General features: G+C 62.1%; 18 protein-coding genes. 8 read left to right on the forward strand and 10 right to left on the reverse strand.

Annotated features, from left to right (window positions below; translation table 11 throughout):
* Positions 1-29: 29 nt before the first annotated feature.
* From VUN82_21850 to VUN82_21860, 3 genes are read right to left on the reverse strand one after another with little or no spacing between them, the layout of a single operon-like run.
* Entirely contained in the window at positions 30-1928 is a 1899-nt protein-coding gene (locus tag VUN82_21850) for a DUF2264 domain-containing protein (GenBank protein XAS71696.1), read from the reverse strand.
* Positions 1928-3079 (reverse strand): substrate-binding domain-containing protein, encoded by a 1152-nt coding sequence (locus VUN82_21855; GenBank protein ID XAS71697.1) that lies wholly within the window; start codon positions 3077-3079, stop codon positions 1928-1930. Before VUN82_21855 ends, VUN82_21850 begins: the two co-directional genes overlap by 1 nt.
* Positions 3072-5030 (reverse strand): heparinase II/III family protein, encoded by a 1959-nt coding sequence (locus VUN82_21860; protein XAS71698.1) that lies wholly within the window; start codon positions 5028-5030, stop codon positions 3072-3074. Before VUN82_21860 ends, VUN82_21855 begins: the two co-directional genes overlap by 8 nt.
* A 164-nt stretch (positions 5031-5194) precedes the next feature.
* Between VUN82_21860 and VUN82_21865 the strand changes: the two genes are divergently transcribed.
* The 5 genes from VUN82_21865 (at position 5195) to VUN82_21885 (ending at position 10158) form a co-directional block, all read left to right on the forward strand.
* A complete protein-coding gene (locus VUN82_21865) occupies positions 5195-6208 on the forward strand; it encodes a hydroxyacid dehydrogenase (GenBank protein ID XAS71699.1) in 1014 nt (337 codons plus the stop codon).
* A gap of 83 nt (positions 6209-6291) precedes the next feature.
* On the forward strand, positions 6292-7572 hold the full coding sequence (locus VUN82_21870) for a sugar ABC transporter substrate-binding protein (GenBank protein ID XAS71700.1): 1281 nt from the start codon (positions 6292-6294) through the stop codon (positions 7570-7572).
* Between the two features lie 8 nt (positions 7573-7580).
* Entirely contained in the window at positions 7581-8507 is a 927-nt protein-coding gene (locus VUN82_21875) for a sugar ABC transporter permease (GenBank protein XAS71701.1), read from the forward strand.
* Complete coding sequence (locus tag VUN82_21880; protein ID XAS71702.1) at positions 8507-9451, forward strand: carbohydrate ABC transporter permease; 945 nt, start codon at positions 8507-8509, stop codon at positions 9449-9451. Before VUN82_21875 ends, VUN82_21880 begins: the two co-directional genes overlap by 1 nt.
* Positions 9452-9456: 5 nt before the next feature.
* The gene (locus VUN82_21885; protein ID XAS71703.1) at positions 9457-10158 is read left to right on the forward strand and encodes a hypothetical protein; all 702 of its coding nucleotides are present in this window, start codon (positions 9457-9459) and stop codon (positions 10156-10158) included.
* 136 nt (positions 10159-10294) lie between these two features.
* Here the strand turns inward: VUN82_21885 and VUN82_21890 are convergent, their stop codons facing one another.
* The gene (locus VUN82_21890) at positions 10295-10633 is read right to left on the reverse strand and encodes a hypothetical protein (protein XAS71704.1); all 339 of its coding nucleotides are present in this window, start codon (positions 10631-10633) and stop codon (positions 10295-10297) included.
* A gap of 109 nt (positions 10634-10742) precedes the next feature.
* Here VUN82_21890 and VUN82_21895 point away from each other — a divergent pair, with 109 nt between their 5' ends.
* Positions 10743-11387, forward strand: a complete 645-nt coding sequence (locus VUN82_21895) for a hypothetical protein (GenBank protein XAS71705.1) — start codon at positions 10743-10745, stop codon at positions 11385-11387.
* Positions 11388-11472: 85 nt separating this feature from the next.
* A complete protein-coding gene (locus VUN82_21900) occupies positions 11473-11931 on the forward strand; it encodes a hypothetical protein (protein ID XAS71706.1) in 459 nt (152 codons plus the stop codon).
* Between the two features lie 55 nt (positions 11932-11986).
* On the opposite strand, the gene VUN82_21905 is transcribed toward VUN82_21900, so the two are convergent.
* Together VUN82_21905 and VUN82_21910 are read right to left on the reverse strand one after the other, a co-directional pair.
* A complete protein-coding gene (locus VUN82_21905) occupies positions 11987-12289 on the reverse strand; it encodes a DUF3040 domain-containing protein (protein XAS71707.1) in 303 nt (100 codons plus the stop codon).
* A gap of 135 nt (positions 12290-12424) precedes the next feature.
* The gene (locus tag VUN82_21910) at positions 12425-13210 is read right to left on the reverse strand and encodes a carboxymuconolactone decarboxylase family protein (GenBank protein XAS71708.1); all 786 of its coding nucleotides are present in this window, start codon (positions 13208-13210) and stop codon (positions 12425-12427) included.
* Between the two features lie 104 nt (positions 13211-13314).
* Between VUN82_21910 and VUN82_21915 the strand changes: the two genes are divergently transcribed.
* Positions 13315-13713, forward strand: a complete 399-nt coding sequence (locus VUN82_21915; protein ID XAS71709.1) for a nuclear transport factor 2 family protein — start codon at positions 13315-13317, stop codon at positions 13711-13713.
* Between the two features lie 6 nt (positions 13714-13719).
* Here VUN82_21915 and VUN82_21920 read toward each other — a convergent pair whose 3' ends face one another.
* From VUN82_21920 to dnaK, 4 genes are all read right to left on the reverse strand, one after another.
* On the reverse strand, positions 13720-14142 hold the full coding sequence (locus VUN82_21920) for a helix-turn-helix transcriptional regulator (GenBank protein ID XAS71710.1): 423 nt from the start codon (positions 14140-14142) through the stop codon (positions 13720-13722).
* A 10-nt stretch (positions 14143-14152) separates the two neighbouring features.
* Positions 14153-15127 (reverse strand): DnaJ C-terminal domain-containing protein, encoded by a 975-nt coding sequence (locus VUN82_21925; protein ID XAS74763.1) that lies wholly within the window; start codon positions 15125-15127, stop codon positions 14153-14155.
* 90 nt (positions 15128-15217) lie between these two features.
* Positions 15218-15877: a nucleotide exchange factor GrpE gene (locus VUN82_21930; protein ID XAS71711.1), complete on the reverse strand. Its 660-nt coding sequence runs from the start codon at positions 15875-15877 to the stop codon at positions 15218-15220.
* Positions 15878-15879: 2 nt separating this feature from the next.
* The gene (gene dnaK / locus VUN82_21935) at positions 15880-17751 is read right to left on the reverse strand and encodes a molecular chaperone DnaK (GenBank protein ID XAS71712.1); all 1872 of its coding nucleotides are present in this window, start codon (positions 17749-17751) and stop codon (positions 15880-15882) included.
* Positions 17752-17951: the final 200 nt, after the last annotated feature.

The following is a 17951-nucleotide window of genomic DNA, read 5'->3' on the forward strand; positions in this document are numbered from 1 at the left end:
CAAGGCCATGCGCAACGTCGAATGCGCAGCTACGCGTCGAAATGGGCGAGTCGCTCCAGGGATATTGACGTCCTGTCGGTGAACTCGAACCGGCCACCGCCCTCGGCAACGTACGTGACACCTGCCTCCTCCGAAGCACCTCCGTCACCGGCGAGAATCACGACGGCGGCATAGTCGCCGTCGTGCGCGGTGCCCGCGGTTCCCACCCACGGAATAGTGAGTTCCGAACCCATCGGGTGGGCGCCGGACCGGACAAACGTGCCGGAAGCATCCAACGCCAAGCCAAACCCAGGCACGGCCCGCACAGAACTCACTACGGAAGACGCAGCATCCACCGGCCAGCCACCAATTCGCAGCGAAGCCCCCGAAGAAGCAGCACCCCGCACCCGAACCAGCCGAAGCTCCACAGCCCCGCGCGTCACAGAAACCACTGTGACGGAAGGCCCGGGAGTCGCAGTTCCGGCAACCCCACTGCCGTGGTCGGGGCCGGCGTCGGGATCAGGAGTAATCCAGTGAGCAGTGAACCGTGAAGCGCCCACCTGGACTCCGCCCTCGGAAGACGAACCAAGGTACTCAAACCCGGTCCGATGCGTCAGCGCACCATCAACGTCAGCGAACGTCACCGCGTTGTCCACGGACTCTGCGGAGAGGTCAGGGAACGTGTGCGTGGAGTACCCAATCCGGGCGTAAAGAGGGCTGTCGGCAACCAAAGCCCCAGGCACAGCGTGGTCCGTTCCGTGGTTCCGGATCCGCACCACACCGTCGGAAACAGTCGCATCCACTTGCCACCCCGGAGCCGCGATTAAGCGCTGGGTGTCGGCAACCTCAACAGGCAAGGGGGCTTCCACGGCAGTCCACGCAGGGTGATCCGCCGGAAGGGCCAAACCGAGCATCCCCTTCGCAGCCCAGTACGGCGATCCGGCACCGGAGTACGCCTGCTTCATACCCGCGAACTCGCCGTGCCAGCCGATGGACAGGAGCCCATCCTCAGTGATGGACCCGTGCCGGGCAAAGTAGTCGAGCATTCCGGAGGCAGTCCGGCGCGCCAAACCCGGCTGCAGACGTGTGTGCCCGGACAACTCCCCTGCCCAGAACGGCGCTGCGGCTGCGAACCGGTATATCAAGCTTCGCCCCTGAATCATAGGAGCCCCGTTGGACCCGACCAGGTAAGAAGCGTCATCCAGGAAATCAGCCAGCCGGTCGCCGTCGAGCTTCTTGCGTGCGGAAACCCGGGGACCGGAAGGTGCCATCAGAGCCCACAGCTGCGGGTACACCTGGAAAGCCCAGCCGACGTAGTGGTCGTATGCGCGCTCCGGACCATCAGCAAACCAGCCCCCGCCCCGGTAGAGCGAGTCGTGGATGGCGAGTCCGGCGTCGATGTCTTCGTCCGAGTAGCGCCCACCAACAGAAGCCAGGAACGTCTCCACCACAATCTGGAACCACACCCAGTTGATGGGCGGATAGTCCTCGCCGATCACGGTCTCGAACCAGGCTATGAGCTGCTCCTGTACGCGCTCCGGAAGCTTCTCCCACAGAACGTCGCGGGTCAGTGCCAGGCCAACCGCCAACGACGCCGCCTCAACCTTCGCCTGTCCCAGCTCCCCTGGCGTCGGCCACCGGTTGGGATTTGCGGGGTTGGTTCCGGCGTCGAGCCCCTCGGCGTACCACTCGGCGATCCAGCCGGTGTTGGCGGGATCCCCGGCGATGCGGAACGAAGCCAGCAGGAAGGTACGGGCGAAGGCTTCCAGGGAATCGCTGCGAGGGCCGTACCGGCTGTTGGCGCCTGGGAGGTGAATGTTCGCGTGGTCCTCGGTCCCAAACCGGTGGGCCGAACGCAGCAAGTAATCCGCATAAGAGCACCAGTGATCGCGGGTCAGGCCTGTAAAAGGGGACAATGCAAAGTCCAGCGGAGGCAGCACAAGAGCCATCAGAGCGAATCCTCCAGCACAACGTCAGTCCGGACGCGGGGCGCACCCACGGACGACTCCCGCACGATCAGTTCAGGGTTCAGGTCAATCCGATGCACTGGGCGCATCCTTCCTTCAGCCAGGCGGGCAGCCATGAGCTGCACTGCAACCTTGCCGACGTAGCTTTTGGGGGGCCGCACCGCTGAGATCGCAGGCTCGGCAAGGTAGGCCACTTCGTCGTCGTATCCCACGATCGCCATGCTGCCGGGAACATCCACTCCACGGTCCACGCAATGCTGCACGAACGCCACGGCCTGGGTATCTGAGTGCACCAACATAGCGGTGGTCCCCGAAGAACGGCACAGCTCCAGGACGTGGTCAAAATGTTTGGCGCGTTCGCCATTATCCAGCTTGGCCGAATCCTCATTGATGGACTTGTCCAGCGGGATCTTGAGGGCGGCAAGGGCTTGCTTCCAACCGCGGACCACGTGCGGGCTGGTGGGACTGGTGGAATCCGTGAGGCAGCCGATCATCCGGTGCCCCTCCTGCCACAGGTGCCGCACAGCCATTCCCGCCCCGAATGCATGATCAGTCGCCACCCATTCAAGGCGGTGGGCCGGGATCTCGGAGGGCGCACGCCGCTCGGTCAGGATCACGGGGATGGGCAAAGCATTGAGCCAGCGCAGCAGCTCCTTGCCATGCTCACCGCTCATATCCGGCGCCACGATCAGCCCGTCGATGTTCTGGGTATCCAGCAGTGCCTGGACTTGGCGACGATTATCAGCAGCATCGTAGGCTGAGCCGCGCACCAGAATCCGGAGGTTCTGCAGTTCGGCCTCGCCGCGGGCACCGCTGATGACCTGCGGCCAGTAGTAGTCGAGCGAGGGAACCACCATGCCGATGGAATAGCTGTGCGCCGATGGCCTTCCCACCGCAACTGAGCGGTCCAGTGGACTGGGAAGCGTAGCGCCGCCATGCACGCGGGAAACGAGGCCTTCATCGGCCAGAATGTTCACGTCACGCCGGATGGTCAGTTCGCTGACACCGAGTTTCGAGGCGATGTCGCGCACTGTGATAGCACCGTGGGCGCGCAGTTCCTCCATCAACCGCTCCCGCCGTTGCAGCGAAAACAGCGACTTACCGCTCCCCTCGGGACTTGTTTCGTTAGTCATCGATGGTCTCCACAGTGAGGGTGAATGCGCCCGAAGCGCTGGTTTCGGCGGGCATGCGGAATCGCAGGCGCGTTAGCTTTTCGCCCCAAACGCCACTGAGGAGCGGATCGTCGAGGTGCCATTCATCCACGAGCACGACGGCGGTCGCCGGCTTCCAGCGGAGCTGCACTCCCTTGGTGGTTTCCACGTTGGGAATGCCGTCGGGCGTGACCGTCGCCGTCGCGTCATGACCCAAACGAACGGTGCCGGCCGCGAGATAGGTGATGTCGACGTCGGGCGTTCCCTCCGCTGGCGCTGGCGGCAGGTTCCACCGGTCATCTATCATCACGGTTCCAAGTTCCCGGTTCAGCATGGAGGTCCGGATCCACTGCTCGGCGTGGTCCAGCCCGTAGGCGGAGCCAAGTCCGAGTGCGAGGGCCGGCTCCTCGGGAGTGGGCTCCTGGAGAACCGTAGCCGCGAAGGACGAACCGGTCCCCTGCTCCAGGCCGAACGGCGCCGGCACGCTGTGCCACGCGCTTTGCATGGCCCGGATCTGATACCGATCAGGGCCGAACGTCTGCGCGGTGTAGGTGGGCTGGCCGGCGTCGACCAGCAAGGGGACCCCGTCCATGGCGACCACCACGGACCCGACGTCGCGGTGATTGTGGTGCTCACCGTTATGCCCGCCCTTGGCCGCGAGAGTGAGCCCGTCTGTGGTGCCGGGAGTTTGCCGGGCGATCATGATCTGGACGGAAGGAAGGTACGTCCCCCAACCAGGTCGCAGCTGTGCGCGTTTCGAGGGCTCAAAACGCGCTGTGCTGCTACTTAGTTGGGTGAGGGAGGTGAGGACGCGGCCTAGTCCAGCCCGCGGGTCGGGTTCGGGTTCGACGGCGGCAAAGGTTGCGGCGTGCTGGGCTGCCTCGGAGTCACCGAGTCGCACGGCCCAGCGGTGAAGCATGTCCCATGGCAGGCCTTGATATGCGCGGGCAGGACCGTCGGCGACGTTCAGGAACCAACGATGACCCAGGTGCATCCGGTGCGGGAACGCGACGAGTTTGCGGATCACCGGCAGGTCCACATTGAGCGTTCCGCCGGTAGCTTGCTCGAGGACGGCGAGTCCTTCAAGGGCGCGACCGGCCCCGTTCCACCAATAGGCGAAGCCTTCGTCAATAGCGCCGTCAGCGGGAATCGAGGCAAGAAAACGGTCAAGTCCCTCGATGCAGCGGGCAACCGTTTGAGCCTGTAGTTCGGGGTCATCCACAAGCAACAGCGCGGCCACGATGATGTTCGAGTGGATCCAGGGATTCCAGTTGTGGACGTCCCCGTTGAGGCCCAGCCAGTGCCAGTCCAGCCTGTCCAGAAACGGGCGGATTACCCTCTCGTCGGTCTCCAAGCGAATGCGGTTCCGCAATCCAGGAGCGCGCTCATCCAGCTGCTCACCAAGCACCAGATCCAGCCACGCGAGCTGGGCAACTACCTCACCGGCGCCCAGGTCCAGGTATGGGCGGGAGCGGTCAGGAACCACTTCGCCGTTGCGCGTAAAAACATCATCATGGGCAGCCCAACTCCAGGAGCTCTGCTCGCACAGGAGGTAGGCGCCGTCGATCACTTCATCAAGCCAGCCGCCTTGGTCGGGGCCCGCCACCGCAGCCATCACGACGGCGCGCGTCAGCCGCTGCTGCCGGCTCGCCACGAGTCCTTCATAGGCCGTGCGGTTGCCGTCACGAAAATAGCGCGCGTAATGGGACACGAGCGGTTGAGGCCAGGGAGTGCCCTTCTCCGTCACGGCCTGGCTGCGTATCTTCGTGAGCGAGCGTGCAGCAACGCGCTGCCATCCGGCGTCGGATGCTGGACGAACGGTGAGTCGATCGCGTGCGCCGCGAAGCGATTCAACGAGGGAGCCAGCCTCAGCCTGGGAGCCCCACGAAGTGAGCAATGGTGGCGCTTGGACGGCGTCGGTGCCGATTGCCATAGGAATTCTTCTCTCATTTGTTCGAGTGTGAACGTTTAGGATCAAGCTCGATTGAGTTGAATGAACTGTCTTGTTCATGAGTATGTACTGATTATTAGATGTGATGCAACACATAAATAACCGGTCGAACAGGCCGGCTGAAATCCGAAGGGAGGATCCCCTCAATGTCGCTCAAGCCCCAGGCAATGCTGGTCATGAATAGCGGAACCTTTGCTGATCAGTTCGATTCCACGCGACTGGAGCGGCTGGCAGAATTGGTGGATCTTGGAAATGAGCCGTGGACGGATTGCCTGGACAATCCTGAGCTGTACGGTCGCTTGGAAGAGGTGGAAATCCTCCTCACCAGTTGGGGAGTTCCCCGGCTCAACGCCGAGCGCCTGGAGCGCATGCCCAAACTCCGGGCAATTTTTCACTGTGCAGGAACGGTACGTAGCTTCGTCAGTGAGGCACTCTGGGACCGCGGAATCACTGTCACCAACGGTGCCGATGCCAACGCGATCCCCGTCGCCGAATTCACCTTCGCTTCGATCGTCCTGGCCGGCAAGAAAGCCCACGTCCTGGCCAACGATGCCCGCACCTTCCGCGAAAACTGGAGCTACATCAGCGAGCGCGGCGAGCTGGGTAATATCGGCCGCGTGGTGGGCGTGATCGGATTCTCACGGATCGGACGGCGGGTGGTCCAATTGGTCCAGCAGCTCCAGGACGTAACCTGCCTGGTCTGCGACCCCCATGCCAGTCCCCTCGAGGTGGCTGCGGCAGGCGGCAGGCTAGTGACGCTTGAAGAACTGCTGCCGGTATCTGATGTGGTCACTATCCATGCGCCTGCCCTACCCGAAACCCGCAACATGATCAGTACTCAGGAGCTGCAGGCGATGAAAGACCACGCCACGCTTATCAACACTGCACGCGGTTCCCTGGTTGACACCGCGGCCTTGGAAAAAGAGTGCGCCACCGGACGAATCACCGCCCTGCTGGACGTCACGGAACCTGAACCACTGCCCGCTGACTCCACACTGTACGACCTCCCCAATGTGATCATCACCCCACACATCGCAGGCTCACTCGGAACCGAAACCCGGCGGATGTCCGATGCCGCCCTTGACGACCTGGAACGGTACCTCGCCGGCAAGGACCTCCTGGCCCAAGTAGTTCACGAGGACCTCGGCCTCAGCGCCTAGCCCCTCACACACAGCGACCACACAGCCAACCACACACAGCCGCAGCTGCGGCAGACTTCCCAACCCCAACCAAGGAGAACGCAATGAAGCGCACAACCCTCGCCGTAATCGCCCTTGCGGTGACTGCAGGACTCGGACTCACCGGCTGTGCCGGCGCTGCGGGTCCCGCTGAACCGCAGGCGGCCGACGGCAAGACCAAGCTGACTGTCTCGGTATGGAACTATGCGGGCACTCCGGAGTTCAAGGCCCTTTTTGACGGCTACGAGGCCTCCCACCCCAACGTGGATATTGAACCCGTGGACATCCTGGCTGACGACTACCCCCAGAAGGTCACCACGATGCTGGCGGGTGGCGACACCACCGACGTCCTGACCATGAAGAACGTGATTGATTACTCCCGCTACGCCAACAACGGCCAGCTGCAGGAAATCAACAGCGTGGTGGACAAGGTGGGCAAGGACAACCTGGCCAGCATCGATGCGTTCGATATCAATGGAAAGTACTTCGCTGCACCCTACCGTCAGGACTTCTGGCTCCTGTACTACAACAAAGACCTGTTCAAGGCCGCCGGCGTTGAAGACCCCAAGGACCTGACCTGGGAGAAGTACACAGAGCTTGCCAAGAAGCTCACCAGCCAAGCGGACGGCAAGAAGGTATACGGTACCTACCACCACATCTGGCGTTCCGTGGTTCAGGCAATCTCAGCGGCGCAGAACGGCGCTGACCAGAACAGCGGCGAGTACGGCTACTTCCAGGACCAGTACAACACCGCCCTGGACTTGCAGAAATCCGGAGCCACATTGGACTTCGGCACTGCCAAGAGCCAGAAGACCAGCTACCGCACCATGTTCGAATCCGGCCAGGCAGCCATGATGCCCATGGGCACTTGGTACATTTCCAGTCTTCTGCAGGCCAAGAAGGATGGCAAAACCAACGTAAATTGGGGCTTGGCTCCAATGCCTCAGAAGAACGACGACGGCAAGGTCACCACGTTCGGTTCGCCCACTGCCTTCGCTGTGAACAAGAACGCAGCGCACTCCGATGAAGCCAAGAAGTTCATCGAATGGGCAGCCGGCGAAGAAGGAGCAAAGGCTATCTCCAAGATCGGCGTTGTGCCTGCCCTGCAGAACGATTCCGTGACAGCCGAATACTTCAAGCTCGACGGAATGCCCACGGACGAGCTGTCCAAGAAGGCCTTCACTCCGGGCGACACCGCCCTGGAAATGCCCGTCAGCGATAAGTCCGCAGCCACGGACAAAATCCTCAACCAGGAGCACGAGCTCATCATGGTCGGCGAGAAGTCCGTCACCGACGGCATCGCTGAGATGGACAAGCGCGTCAAGAGTGAAGTTCTCGGCCAGTAAGAACCATCATGACTACAGAAACCATCACCCCGACGCCTGCCCCGGCACTCAGCCGGGGCAACAGGAAGCAGGCCAGGCGTAATACGTTGATCGGCTGGACGTTCATCCTTCCGAACTTCCTTGGGTTCCTGGCCTTCACCCTCATTCCGGTCCTGGCGGCGTTCGCGCTCTCCTTCATGGAATGGACCTCGTTCAGCGCACCCAAGTGGGTGGGCCTGGCCAACTTCCAGCGCATGTTCGCCAGCGACTCCTTCTGGATCGCATTGCGGAACACGGTTGTCTACGCACTCGGCCATGTCCCGCTCACCATGGCGCTCGCTCTCATCCTCGCGATGCTCCTGAACCGCAAGCTCAAGGGCATCGGCTTCTTCCGGGTAGCGATCTTCTTTCCGTACATTACGTCCCTGGTGGCCGTAGCGGTCGTCTGGAACATGCTGTTCAGCCCGGACACCGGCCCGATCAACCAGTTCCTTCACGCTGTGGGCATCGCCGAGGCTCCGGGCTGGACATCCAGCTCGGACTGGGCCCTGCCCGCCGTGATCATCACCAGCGTGTGGCGTGACATGGGCTACTACATGGTGCTGTATTTGGCTGGGCTGCAGGCCATTCCGACGGAGCTGTACGAAGCCGCGGAAGTGGATGGGGCCAGCGCCTGGCAGCGTTTCTGGAACGTCACCATCCCGTCGCTGCGGCCAACCACGTTCTTCGTGGTGGTCATGCTGACGGTCTCCAGCTTCAAGGTGTTCGACCTCATTGTGGTTATGACCAATGGTGGCCCTGGCCGATCCACCACGGTGCTGTCCCAGCTCATCTACCAGGAGGGCATCGGCGAAGGTAAGTTCGGCTACTCCTCGGCCATTTCACTGGTCCTGTTCATCATCGTGCTGACGATCACCGTCCTGCAATTCAAGATCCAACAGCGGAGGGAACGCTGATGACCAACATGGCTGAAGACCTCAAAGCACTGGAGCTCAACGTCCAAGCGTCGTCCGTACAGGGCGGCGCACCCAGCGCGGAAGACCGCCGTCGTACGGATCGAAAGCGCTCGCCCCGCGAGCAGAAGAAGCGGACCGCGAACTACGTCATCTACGGCGTTCTAGTGGTGCTGGTGGTGGCGCTCATGGTGCCGTTCATCTGGATGCTTTCCTCTTCCCTGAAGGAAAACAACCAGGTCCTCACCGTCCCCATTCAGTGGGTTCCCAAAGAATTCGTTTGGAGCAACTACGCGGACATCTGGACGCGCATCCCCATGATGGGCTATCTGCAGAACTCCCTGTACCTTGCGGTGGTCATCACGTGCCTCCAGGTGCTGACGGGTTCGCTGGCCGCTTACGGCTTCTCCAAGGTCCGTTTCCCGGGCCGCGATGTGCTCTTTCTCTGCTACATCGGCACCATCGCCGTTCCGTGGCAGGCCTACATGGTTCCGCAGTACATCATGATGCAGCAGCTCGGACTGACCAACAGCTTCAACGCCCTGATCCTGCTGCAGGCATTCGGCGCGTTCGGTGTGTTCCTAATGCGCCAGTACTACATGACCATCCCGGACGAGCTCTGCGAAGCCGCCCGCATCGACGGCTTGAGCGAGTACGGTATCTGGGCCCGCGTGATACTGCCCTTGTCCAAGCCTGCGCTCGCAAGCCTGGCATTGCTGACTTTCGTCAACACGTGGAACGACTACATGGGTCCGTTCATCTACCTCACGTCCAACCGCCTCTGGACTGTCCAGCTGGGCTTGCGTTCCTTCGTTGGCCAGTTCGACGCCGAGTACGCCATGATCATGACCGGCTCAGTGATCTCCGTGATCCCGATCCTCATCATCTTCCTGATCGGGCAGCGCTACTTCATCCAGGGCATCGCAACCAGCGGGATGAAAGGATGAGTGCTGTGGGTGCGACGACTTTGCAGCAGAAGCGACGCCGGTGGGCCGGGCCGGGGTTCGAAACCTTTGGGAGCATTTTCGGCTTCATTTACACGTTCCTGGTCGGCAACGTCCTGCTCGCCATAGCCAACGCTCCGCTGGTCCTCAGCCTGTCGTTGGTGGCCGACCCCGCCGCTGCGTGGCCGTTCTTCCTGGCGCTTTCGGTAACTATCGCGCCGTCCCTCGCGGGCATCTTCGCTGCCTTCAAGGCCTTGAACGACGACGGCGGCGCGGTCAAGCCGGTGGCTGCTTTCCTTCAGGGATACAAGCGCAGTTTTGGCAGGACTGCCGTATTGGGCCTGGGCGCTGTTGGCCTGCTGATGTTCCTCGGTGTGGATCTCGCGATCGTTTCTGCAATGCCGACTGCTGCGGTCCTCGTGCCGCTGATCGTCGTAGTAGCCGCCGTGGCGGTGAGCCTTACCGTGACGGCGATTGCCGGCGTCGTGCTTCTTCCCGAGGCAAGGCTGAAAAGCATCCTCAAGGCCTCGCTCTATTTGGCCGTCCAGCGCTGGTATCTGAGCCTGGCCATGCTGGTCCTGCTCGGGATCATTGCCTCTGCAGCCGTGCTTCAGCCCGTTCTGGGCATCGCGTTGGCCCCGGCGCCCCTGCTGTTCGTGATCTGGAGCAACGCTTCGTTCGCCTTCCACGCGGCGCTCCGCGCGCCCTAGCTAGCCCCCTGATGTTCTCTCACATCCTGACGTCTTTTCCCGGATGTTCTTTCACATCATGTGAGAGAACGTCCGGGTTTAAGGGCTGTGATGTGAGAGAACATCGGGTGTTGTAGCCGTTAGGCCGCGGGCGTCATTAGCCGCGGCAGAGCTCGCCGTACTTGGTGCCGGCTTCCTGGTAGGCGGCGGAAAGCTCACCCATCTTGTTCTCGTCCGGGGATTCCTTCACGAGTTCATCCGAGTATTCAAGGATGGCCGTGACCACGGGCTTCATCTCATTGGAAGCAACCGGTTCAATCGGGCGGATGGCGTTGGCGACGCGAATGGTTGCGGTCTTGCTGGCGTTGCTCGGGAGGCTGGCAACGGCGACACCCACCCGGTCACACGTTTCTGCGGTGGTCAGCTGCGGCGAAGAGCAAGCTGAAGCCGTGGCAAGCAGCCCGGCAGCGATCAGGACAGTGGTGAGTTTCTTCATGATTCCCTCAATAGTCGGCGCGTCCCTTCGATTGTAAACAGTGCAGGGGCGAGGCCGCGCATCGGGACCCGTATCGAACAGCACGCCGCCCTGGCCTAGGCTGGAGAACATGGCGATCATTCACAAGGCAACCCTGTCCCCGTCCAAGCTCGAACTCATCGCTGGATACCTGCCGACACAGCCCTGGTTCGTCCAGGATGGCGCCCCGGAACTCATTGGGGCCTACCGTTTTGACGACCCCGCCGGCGAGGTCGGGCTCGAGACACATGTCGTCGCTGCGGGAGAGCGGATTTATCAGGTCCCCCTGAGCTACAGGGGCTACGAACTGGCCGGCGCCCAAGAATGGCTCATCGGCACCATGGACCACTCCGTCCTCGGCAAGCGGTGGGTCTACGACGCCTGCGCCGACCCCGTTTACGTCAAGGCCCTCGCCACTGCCATCCTCACCGGCCAGGAAGAGGCTGCACTGATCGTCGACGGCGAACGCGAGCCCCGGCCCAGCACGGTCAACGTGAAGGGAAGCGGAACGCTCGACGCCGGTGTCCCCGCCTTGAGTGCCTCGGCCCCCGTATCGGGCAGTGGCGTGACCATCATTGATGCTGGTGAGCTTCGCTTGAAGGTATCGCGGGTTGTCGATGTTGATTCTTCGGCCAGCGCTGCTGCATCTCCGGAGCTCCACAGCGAGTTGATTCTCAGCGGGAAGTGGGCCGGACTGGAGAAGCCTGTGGAGCTGGCAGCGGTAATCCGGACCTGAACGAGCGTTGTGTTCGGGCACCTGTTGGTCCCGCAGCCCTCGGCGTAGTCTGGCAACGGGGCCATCTACTCCGTGAGGGGTTCACATGTACAAAGCACAAAACATCATTCCCGCAGTCCAGGACCTCGCCGCCGAGTGGGTGAAGCATGCTGCTGAGGGCACGTCGTCGCAAGCTGATGCAGTCGTGGGGTGGGCGTTGTCCCGGATCAATCACGCCGACGTTCCATCTGTGGTGCACGGCGTGATGCTCACACTGACCGGGAACCGTAAAGCCGCAAAAAGGGCTCAGCGCACCGCGGCCAGAGCGGTCAAGAGGACAACGCAGACTTTGAGCCGCCGAACCAGTCAGCGGAGTTCCCCGCGTGCCGGATGGATGGTTGCCCTCGCAGTTGCTGGCGTCGGCGCAGGCCTGGTGCTCGCATGGCGAATGATGGTGCCTCCCGGGGAACCTGTCCCTGCCAAACCGGCCGCGCAGACGGCCAAGCCGACCACGCCGAATGACCTCGCTGCTTCGCCTACGGATGTGCCCCCGGAGACCTACTGAAGCTGGCCGGACGTACTGAAGCTGGCGGATTTCTACGGACTAGCTCGGTGCCGGGCTAGTCCGGCTTGCCCTCATCGTGTCGGCGAGTCCGTCTCCTGAGGACCATCCTGCTGAACAGTAAGTAGGCGCCTGTTCCAGCGAGCAGGAACCCGACCACACCCACAAGGACGAGTTGTGTGATGATCCCGGCAATGACCATCGCGAAACCGGCCAAAACTGCCAGGACACCAAAAACTGAGCGCGCCACTGCACCTCGCGGGCGCCCCGACTTCAGCTGGAGGTCCAAGTCAGGATCCGATGAAGCGAGATCCCGCTCAAGCTCTTCCAAACTCCTGCGTTCTTCATCCGACAACGACATCGGAATCTTCCCTCACTACACGAGCATGGGACGCTTTCCAGCGCCTACACGCCAACCACTAGCACGTGCCCTTCTTGCCGTGCCATGACTTTATTATCGTCCTTTTCCGGCTACGATCCACAGCTAAAGCCAGCCCTACCCTGCGTTGGATGCCGGCACCGTCTCGTTGAGTACGCGCAGGGCGTTGAGCGTACGGGGATACCCAATGTATGGCAGCAATTGCGTGATGACGTCCAGCATCAGCCCGCGGCTGTTCCCTACGTTCAGATTCGCCAGAATGTGCCCCTTGACCTGTGGCTCGCAGCCGCCAAGGGAGACAAGCATGGACAACGTGAGGAGTTCACGTCTCGGAACATCAATGCCGGTGCGTGTCAGATAGTCGCCGAAGCAGTTCCCGGCAAGGTACTCCTGGAAGTGCATTTCATCAGCTGAAGCAGCTGCACGCATATCGTCGATGCGTTCTGTGCCTGCGATCTCCCTCTGGATAGCCAGACCTTTCTCCCCTCGGTCTTTCGGGGTAGTGGTGGACTGGCCGGAAACAGGTAGTTCCACGCCGTGCTCCTTGAGGATTTCATTGGTGGCGTGCAGGAAATCCGAAACCTTGCCCATGCCGACGTAGGGGACGGCTTGGTAGACAAGTTCCTTCACCTCCACCGGGGTCACTCCCACCGTAAGCGCGGCTCCGAGCAATGCACGGTACTCACGCATTCCTTGTGACGCGATAAGAGACGCGAGCTGAACCATGAGCCTCGTCCTGGTATCCAGTCTTCCGTGACTCAATACCTCGTCGAAAGCGAAGTTGTTGAAGATCTCCACGAGTTCGGGGTCTGTAACCGCCAAGGCTGGAAGCTGACCGGGGAAGAGTTCGTCGTGATTGCGTCGTGCCGTTTCGCTGGGTGCCATCGTGGGCCTCTCTTTCATAGGAGCTCTCCTACTAATCACACTCCTTTTGATGACGGCGCGGGAGAGTCCACTGTTACAGGTTCCGGCAGTGCCTCCTTCGCGTGCGGGAGCATACTGGGGACATGACCGAGAACGATGACTTCCTTGCCTGGGTCAGGACCACGCTTTACCAGGCTGAGGTGGCCCTCCTCAATGGAGACTCCGCCCCGCGTCGGGCCATTTGGTCCAGCCACGAGCCCGTGAGCGTCCTGGGCGCCTGGCGCAACGCCGTCGGGCAGGAAGAAGTCGGCCGGCTTTTCACAGATCTGGCCAACAGGTTCTCCGACTGCACCGCCTACTCATTCGAACTGCAGGCCTACGACGTCGTTGGCGACATGGCCTACACCGCTGGTTTGGAGCGATCCTCAATCTCGGTTACCGGGCAGCCGGTGAGCCAGGTCCTGAGGGCCACCCAGGTGTACCGCCGCGAGGATGGCGAGTGGAAGGTTGCGCACCGGCATGCTGACACTGTTCTGGAGTGAGATGGCCTACTGCTCTGGCCGCGGCCTCCACACCACAACGGCTTGCGACCTCGCACGGGGACGTTGACCGCGGGCCAGACTGACGACGTCGCCCGCTGCTCCTGCCGCGAAAATACGCGTGTCCAAAGGACTTCGGCGCCGGGTTAGTTCTTCTGTCAGTTCGGCCACCCGGTACTGCAACGCCGCTACCTGGTTTTCAAGGTCCAGGATGCGCCTGATGCCTTCGAGCGAGACGCCGGACTGGGAGAGGCGCTGGACCTCCCGCAGCTTATCGACGTCGTTCTGGGAGTACCGCCGGGACTTCCCGGGGGCACGGCTGGGCGAGACAATGCCCAGGCGATCGTACTGGCGCAACGTCTGCGGATGCATGTCGGCAAGCTCCGCGGCGACGGAGATGACAAAGATCGGCTGGTTGACGTCGATTGCCATGACCGTCTCCTTACAACCGGGCCTTCGCGGCCAGATCGTGACGCGGGTTGGCGTCGGTGGTCGCGGCAGCAAATGCCTTCACGGCCTCCTCCGCTTCCTTGTTCAGGTTCTGGGGGACGGCGACGTCGATAGTCACCAGCAGGTCACCAGTCGCCTTGGACGTTTTCACGCCGCGGCCCTTGACCCGGAGGGTGCGACCGGACGGCGTCCCGGCCGGGACGCGTACCTTGACGGTGTCGCCGTCGATCGTTGGAACATCGATAGTCGCGCCGAGCGCAGCTTCTGCGAAGGTAACGGGCACGTGGATGCGGATGTTGTCGCCGTCGCGCTGGAAAAACTCGTGGGGCTTCACATTCACGGTGATGATGAGGTCACCGTTTCCGGCGGGACCAACGTTGCCCTTGCCGCGTTGCCGGACCTTCTGCCCGTCCTTGATGCCTGCGGGAATCTTGACGTCGATCACGTGGCCGTTGCTTTCACGCAGGCTCACAGTAGTGCCCTTGATGGAACCGGCAAACGAGATGGACGTCGTCGCAGTGCGATCCGAGCCCTTCTGCGGAGCACGCTGGAACCCGGTCTGGCCACCACCAAAGCCTCCACCAAACAGGTCAGCAAACTCCGGAGGAATACCGCCGGCGCCCGAAGGCTGCCGCCCGCCGCCACCAAACAAACCACCGAACAGGTCCTCGAACCCACCGTTGGCGCCAGCACCACCACGCCCGGCGCCGGCACCCGGAGCGAACCGGGCACCACCCATGGCACGGATAGCGTCGTACTGCTGCCGGTCCTCAGGGTTGGACAACACCGAGTAGGCCTCGGAAATGTCCTTGAACTTCTTCTCCGCAGCTGCATTCCCCGAGTTCGTATCAGGGTGATGCTCGCGGGCTAGCTTGCGGTAAGCCTTCTTGATATCCGCGTCGGACGCGTCCTTGGCAACACCAAGGATCGCGTAAAAATCCTTTTCAACCCAGTCCTGGCTGGCCAAGAGCGTTTCCTTTCGTTTGGGGAACGAGATGGCAGTTCGTGCCAATGTTTTAGTCAAACACTGTCACAAACTGCCATCTCGAGAGGGGTACTACGCCGGAACCGCGACGATCACTTGGGCCGCGCGGAGGACCCGCTCGCCTGAGCGGTATCCCGAGCGCAGCACCTGGCTGACCGTGTCCACGTCGATGTCCTCGCCGGGCTGCTGGATGAGTGCCTCGTGGATGGTGGGGTCGAATTCGACACCGGTTTCCGCGATGCGTTCCAGTCCGTACGTCTTTAGCGCGTTCTCCAGTTTGGTGGCGATGGCGGCGAAGGGGCCGTCTTCGAGGTCACCGTGCTGGCGGGCGGCGTCGACGTCGTCCAGCACCGGGAGCAGGGAGTTCAGGACGCCGATGACGGCCATCTCCCCTGCTACGGCGCGGTCGCGTTCGACGCGCTTGCGGTAGTTGACATACTCAGCCTGAAGGCGAAGGAGGTCATTGCGGAGCTCCGCTGCCTGGGCTTCCGCCGCGGCGCCGGAGGCTACCGATTCCTCGGCCGGCACCTCTACCCCGTTGAGGATTTCCTCAGCCTGGGAGAGAGCGTCACCTTCCGTGGGGGCGGTGTTGCCTTCGGTGGGAGCAGCAGCTTCGCCTTCGGGGTGGCGGGCAGCCCCGGTTTCCGGGTCAACCTTGCGGTTGTCCCGGATTACGGGCTTGCGCGGCTCGTTTCCTTCAGAGTGCTCTGCTTCGTTGCCGTGGTGGGGCATGGCTACTTCTTCGCTTCGTCTTCGTCGATGATTTCAGCGTCGACGATGTCTTCGTCGGACGCACCGGAACCAGCGCCGCCAGCCGGGGCACCTTCAGCACCGGCACCCGGAGCGTCAGCTGCGGCTGCCTGCGAGTAGATGGCTTCGCCGAGCTTCGTCTGGGAAGCCTGGAGCTTCTCGAAGGCCGTCTTCACGGCGGCGTCGTCGGTGCCTTCCAGCGCGGACTTGAGGGCGTCGACGTCGGCCTTGACCTCGGTCTTGACCTCTTCCGGCAGCTTGTCGTCGTTGTCGGCGATCAGCTTGTCCACAGAGTAGGCGAGCTGCTCGGCGGAGTTACGGGTGTCCGTAGCTTCGCGGCGGGCCTTGTCCTCTGCGGCGTGCTCCTCGGCTTCACGGACCATGCGGTCGATGTCTTCCTTGGAGAGCGCCGTGCCACCGGTGATGGTCATGGACTGTTCCTTGCCGGTGCCCTTGTCCTTGGCGGACACGTGGACGATGCCGTTGGCGTCGATGTCGAAGGTGACCTCGACCTGCGGGACGCCACGGGGTGCCGGAGCGATGCCGGTCAGTTCGAACGTGCCCAGCGGCTTGTTGTCGCGGGTGAATTCACGCTCGCCCTGGAAGACCTGGATGGCCACGGACGGCTGGTTGTCGTCAGCGGTCGTGAAGGTCTCGGAACGCTTGGTGGGGATAGCCGTGTTGCGCTCGATGAGGTGCGTCATGACGCCACCCTTGGTTTCGATGCCGAGGGACAGCGGCGTGACGTCGATGAGGAGGACGTCCTTGCGCTCACCCTTCAGGACACCGGCCTGGAGTGCAGCACCGACGGCTACAACTTCGTCCGGGTTGACGCCCTTGTTGGGCTCCTTGCCGCCAGCAAGTTCCTTGACGAGCTCAGAGACAGCGGGCATACGGGTGGAGCCACCGACGAGCACGATGTGATCGATGTCGGAGACCTTGATGCCGGCTTCAGCGATGACGTCGTGGAACGGCTTCTTGGTGCGGTCCAGCAGGTCCTTGGTGAGGTCCTGGAACTTGGCGCGGGTCAGCTGCTCGTCCAGGTGGACCGGGCCGTCGGGGGTGACGGACAGGTACTGGAGGGAGATGTTGGTGCTGGTGGAGGAAGAGAGTTCCTTCTTTGCCTGCTCTGAAGCTTCGCGGAGACGCTGGAGGGCGATCTTGTCCTTGGAGAGATCGATGCCCTTGATCTTGAGCTGGTTCAGCAGCCACTCGACGACGCGGTTGTCCCAGTCGTCGCCACCGAGGCGGTTGTCACCTGCGGTTGCGCGGACCTGGATGGTGGAGAAGTTGTCTTCGTCCTTGCCGACTTCGAGAAGGGAGACGTCGAAGGTACCGCCACCGAGGTCGAAGACCAGGATGAGTTCGTCTTCCTTGCCCTTGTCCAGACCGTAAGCCAGTGCAGCCGCGGTGGGCTCGTTGACGATGCGGAGGACGTTGAGGCCTGCGATTTCGCCGGCTTCCTTGGTGGACTGGCGCTCGGCGTCGTTGAAGTATGCCGGAACGGTGATCACGGCGTCGGTGACCTTTTCACCCAGGTAGCTCTCGGCGTCGTTCTTGAGCTTCATGAGGATACGCGCGGAGATTTCCTGCGGCGTGTACTTCTTGTCATCGATGGCGACAGACCAGTCGGTGCCCATGTGGCGCTTGACGGAAGCGATGGTGCGGTCGATGTTGTTGACGGCCTGGCGCTTTGCGATCTCGCCAACCAGGACTTCGCCGGACTTGGAGAACGCAACGACCGACGGCGTGGTGCGGCCGCCTTCTGCGTTGGCGATGACGGTGGGCTCGCCACCTTCAAGGACAGAGACCACGGAGTTAGTGGTTCCGAGGTCGATACCTACTGCACGTGACATATCTTGTTTCCTTTCAATGGCCGATGTTCGAGATTGCCCCCGGCACCGGTCCGCTGGGCGGGTGGGTTATCGGGAGCCCACTCAACAATCGGCTAGTTGAGCGTTCTGCACTCAACTGTACTCAGCCTCGTTTCAATGTCAATCCAAAGTTGAGTCAAGTACGCTCAACTCCGGATTTCGTCCCGAAATTTTCCCCGGAA

It is taken from the genome of Micrococcaceae bacterium Sec5.1 (assembly GCA_039636795.1).
Lineage (GTDB): Bacteria > Actinomycetota > Actinomycetes > Actinomycetales > Micrococcaceae > Arthrobacter.